This is a genomic window from Streptobacillus notomytis (genome assembly GCF_001902585.1).
Taxonomy (GTDB): Bacteria; Fusobacteriota; Fusobacteriia; order Fusobacteriales; family Leptotrichiaceae; genus Streptobacillus; species Streptobacillus notomytis.
Genome location: NZ_LKKV01000134.1, coordinates 1 through 3,661, shown reverse-complemented (window position 1 = coordinate 3,661; position 3,661 = coordinate 1). Strand labels below are relative to the sequence as shown.

Below are 3,661 nucleotides of genomic sequence, written 5' to 3'. Positions count from 1 at the left end.
GGATTATTAATCTTGTAATTTACATATACATATGAAATAATACTAAAAATAGATAAACTTAATAGTATAATTAATAATTTATTTTTTCTCATACATTACTCCTCAAAATTTTATCTTATTGCATCAGCTATAGCATTAACAGCTATCATTTGTCCTGTTTCACTGGCTAATTTAGAATTATCTGATTCATTAGAAATAAAGCCTAACTCTATTAGAATAGAAGCTGATTCACTTCCACGTAAAACAGCAAAATTAGCTCCAAACACTCCTCTTTTTTTAAAATCCATTGCTCTAGCATAGTTATCAAGTATAACTCTGGCTAAATTAGCACTTTTTTCCTTGGTTCTATTAATAAAAAAATCTCCTAATATTTGATTTATTAAACTTACTTTTTTTGCTTGTACTTCATCATATTTTTCTTCCAATTCGATTAGTTTTGAAGTATAAGGGTTAGTTTCTTTTGAAAAATAGAAAATTTCAGCACCATTAGCGGTTCCATTAGAAGCGGCATTTAAATGAATGCTTACAAATAGGTCAGCAGAGTTGTCATTTCCTATTTGAGGTCTTTCACTAAGACTTATAAAAGTATCATCGCTTCTTGTAAGTATAACTTTATGATCCCTTTTTAAATTTTCAGCAAGTTTATGTGTAATTTCTAGCGCTATTTCTTTTTCTAATTTACCATGACCTTTAGCTCCAGAATCGTGTCCACCATGACCAGCATCTAGAACTATAACTAATTGTTTTTGAGTTAAAGGACTAATTTTTTTTGGTACTTCCACTTTAGTCTGTTTTATTCTTATTTCATTATCAGAATATGTAATATTTGAATTATATCCATACTGTGAATATGTATAAATACCTGCTAGTTCTTTAGTAATTTCATCTATTATAATGTATTTATAAAATTCATCATTAATATTAATTTGATTTAAAACTTCCTCTGATATTCTAGTATTTTTTAAATTAATTTCAGAAACATTATAGTGAATGTTATTTGATGTAATTTTAGTTTTATTAATAATTGGTTTAGGAATTTTTGAATCAAATTTTAAAATAAATTCACCGTTTTGATATTTTACATCTTCTAATAACGCAGAAAACGTTAAAACAGAAACAAATATACCTAAAAGAAGTAGTGTTTTTTTAAATTTACTTAACATAAAAACTCCTTATTTTATTATATGTGAAATAGCACTTTTGGCAATATTAAGTCTAGTATTCTGATCTACTTTTATTTCAATAGTTTCATTATCAATTTTAGTTATATTACCAATAATACCTCCAATTGTCATAATTTTTTGACCTATATTTAAACTATTCGTCATTTCATTAAATTTCTTTCTTTTTTTATAATTACTGTAATATATCATTCCTAATAATGGTATAAATATTACAAAATAAATTGTTAACATTGTAGTTATAGAATACATTATTGTCTCCTTTCAAATTACTATTTTAATTATATCATATAAAAATTCAAAAATCTATAAATAAATACCTAGACAAATATTTGAATTTCCTTTATTATATACTAAAGGAAGGTGTTTTATGAAAATAAATATTGAAAAACAAAAAGAAATAGAATTGATTTACAGTTCTATATTAAATAAAATAGAAGATGCTATTAAAAGTTATGCAAATACTATAAATTATGATGAAAAAGATTATTTTGCAGAAATTGCATTTTGTATTTTAACTCCACAGAGTAAAGCTAAAAATGCTTGGTCTGCAATAGAAAAATTAAAAGAAAATAACCTATTATACGTTGGAAATGAAGAAGATATAGTAGAATATTTAAATGTAGTAAGATTTAAAAATAATAAAGCTAGATATTTAGTTGAACTTAGAAATCTTATGACAAGAAATGGAAAATTGGATAGTAAAAATATATTAGCTGAAATTGATGGAGTAAAAGAAAAAAGAGATTGGATTTTAAATAATATAAAAGGTATGGGATTAAAAGAAGCAGCTCATGTTTTAAGAAATTTAGGATATGGTAGATATTTAGCAATATTAGATAGACATGTTTTGAAAAATTTAAAAGAGCTTGGTGTAATAGAAGAAGTTCCTAAAAGTTTAACAAAAAAGAAATATTTTGAAATTGAAGAACTTATGGAACAGTATTCAAAAGAAGTTAATATTTCAATGGATGCTTTAGATCTAGTATTTTGGTATCAACAAGCAGGAGAAGTGTTTAAATAAGAGATTAAATAGAGTTTAATCTCTTTTTTTATTCTATTTAGTAATAGCTATTCTAAATTCAGGATTGTTAAAAAATTATTTTGAGAGTATATTATTTTTGTAAGTGTATAAAATAATAAGAAAGTGAGAGGAGGATAAAATGGAAGATAAAAAAATAGAAGAAAAGAAAAGCAATCACAAATTCCATATACATTAATTTTACTTGCATGTTTAGTAGGATTTGGTTTTTATTTAAAAGAACCTGAATTAGTTCTATACTGGATATTTGGAGTATCTTTTTGTGCAACATGTGATGCGGCTGCAAATACAGATAAAATTGTAATGGTAGTTGTATCAGGAGATTCTGCTATAGAAGAAGGTATATTTTTAACTAAATTTGCTAAAAAAGTAATTGTTTCAGTTGTTCATGATGAAGGAATAATGGATTGTAATGAGATTACAAAAGTTGAAGCTTTAACTAATCCAAAAATGGAATTTATTTGGAATAGTATGGTTAAAGAATATAGGGGTAATATTAAATTACAAACAGTTGTTTTAAAAAATACAAAAACTGGAGAAGATATATCAGTTGATGTTGATACATGTTTCCTATTTATTGGTTTTTTATATAATGGAGTAATATATTTATCTACTAAAGGATATGTAATAGCAAACTAATATTGAAGGAGTATTTGCAGCTGGAGATATAAGAGAAAAAATTTTTAAAACAAGTATTAACTGCGGTAGGAGATGGATCAATAGCTGGGTATAATGCAGAAAATTTATTAGTGAAACTAAGACATTTAATAATCAAATTTTAAATAACGAAAAAGAAACACTTGTTTCAAGTGACATTAAAATGCTAGAATTTTTACCTAAAGTAGAAGAACATTCAAAATGCATTAATTATGAATTAGTTAATGTAGATATATATAAAAGTAAATTTATATATAATAAATTAAATATAAATAGATTTCCAGTTTTAGTATATTTAAAATATAAAAAAGTTATAAAAATAAAATATGAAATATAATTAAAAACTGAAATTTTTCTTAATTTTTTTATTGAATATATAATTTTTTTTGATAAAATTTATTTTGTAGGGTAATAATGATAGAAGAATGCTTTGGTGGAATTTGTCCTATCCCATTCTTAAAATTTGAAAAAATTTTTAATAATATACACTCAGGTGAAAATTTTACTATAATAGTTGATCATAGCTGTCCTAAAGTTAAAATACGAATTTGTAATTCTTCATCAGATTGTTCAAAAATTTCTATTTTTGTGTCATCATTAAATAAATTAAATACTCTTAATAATTCTGTGTCATCTTCAATTTCATAAAATGAATCTGCTATATCTACAGTATGGTGTTCTTCAACAAATTCTTCTATTTCTTCTTCAGATTCTAAATTTTGTAAATCTTCTGCAATTTCTTCTGTATCTATATCTTCTTCAAAATACTCTTCTTCTTCCT

The 3,661-nt window shown here is 23.9% G+C and carries 5 protein-coding genes and 1 pseudogene; 3 read left to right on the top strand and 3 right to left on the bottom strand.

Annotation, left to right across the window (positions count from 1 at the left end; translation table 11 throughout):
- Positions 1 to 110: 110 nt before the first annotated feature.
- Together BUE91_RS06745 and yajC are read right to left on the bottom strand one after the other, a co-directional pair.
- Positions 111 to 1,163: an N-acetylmuramoyl-L-alanine amidase family protein gene (locus tag BUE91_RS06745; RefSeq protein WP_073508374.1), complete on the bottom strand. Its 1,053-nt coding sequence runs from the start codon at positions 1,161 to 1,163 to the stop codon at positions 111 to 113.
- Between the two features lie 9 nt (positions 1,164 to 1,172).
- The gene (gene yajC / locus BUE91_RS06740) at positions 1,173 to 1,433 is read right to left on the bottom strand and encodes a preprotein translocase subunit YajC (protein ID WP_073508373.1); all 261 of its coding nucleotides are present in this window, start codon (positions 1,431 to 1,433) and stop codon (positions 1,173 to 1,175) included.
- Between the two features lie 118 nt (positions 1,434 to 1,551).
- Between yajC and BUE91_RS06735 the strand changes: the two genes are divergently transcribed.
- From BUE91_RS06735 to BUE91_RS07210, 3 genes are all read left to right on the top strand, one after another.
- Complete coding sequence (locus BUE91_RS06735) at positions 1,552 to 2,205, top strand: N-glycosylase/DNA lyase (RefSeq protein WP_073508372.1); 654 nt, start codon at positions 1,552 to 1,554, stop codon at positions 2,203 to 2,205.
- 180 nt (positions 2,206 to 2,385) lie between these two features.
- On the top strand, positions 2,386 to 2,862 hold the full coding sequence (locus tag BUE91_RS06730) for an NAD(P)/FAD-dependent oxidoreductase (protein WP_143605914.1): 477 nt from the start codon (positions 2,386 to 2,388) through the stop codon (positions 2,860 to 2,862).
- A 181-nt stretch (positions 2,863 to 3,043) separates the two neighbouring features.
- Positions 3,044 to 3,217, top strand: coding sequence for a hypothetical protein (locus tag BUE91_RS07210; protein WP_180370695.1), 174 nt, complete (start codon positions 3,044 to 3,046; stop codon positions 3,215 to 3,217).
- Positions 3,218 to 3,398: 181 nt separating this feature from the next.
- On the opposite strand, the pseudogene BUE91_RS06725 reads toward BUE91_RS07210, so the two are convergent.
- A pseudogene (locus tag BUE91_RS06725) lies at positions 3,399 to 3,661 on the bottom strand (magnesium transporter); the annotation flags it as partial.

Excerpts from the sequence above, each read along its gene's own strand:
- BUE91_RS07210 (WP_180370695.1), top strand. The coding sequence starts at position 3,044 with ATGCTAGAATTTTTACCTAAAGTAGAAGAACATTCAAAATGCATTAAT.
- yajC (WP_073508373.1), bottom strand. The coding sequence starts at position 1,433 with ATGTATTCTATAACTACAATGTTAACAATTTATTTTGTAATATTTATA.
- BUE91_RS06735 (WP_073508372.1), top strand. The coding sequence starts at position 1,552 with ATGAAAATAAATATTGAAAAACAAAAAGAAATAGAATTGATTTACAGT.
- BUE91_RS06745 (WP_073508374.1), bottom strand. The coding sequence starts at position 1,163 with ATGTTAAGTAAATTTAAAAAAACACTACTTCTTTTAGGTATATTTGTT.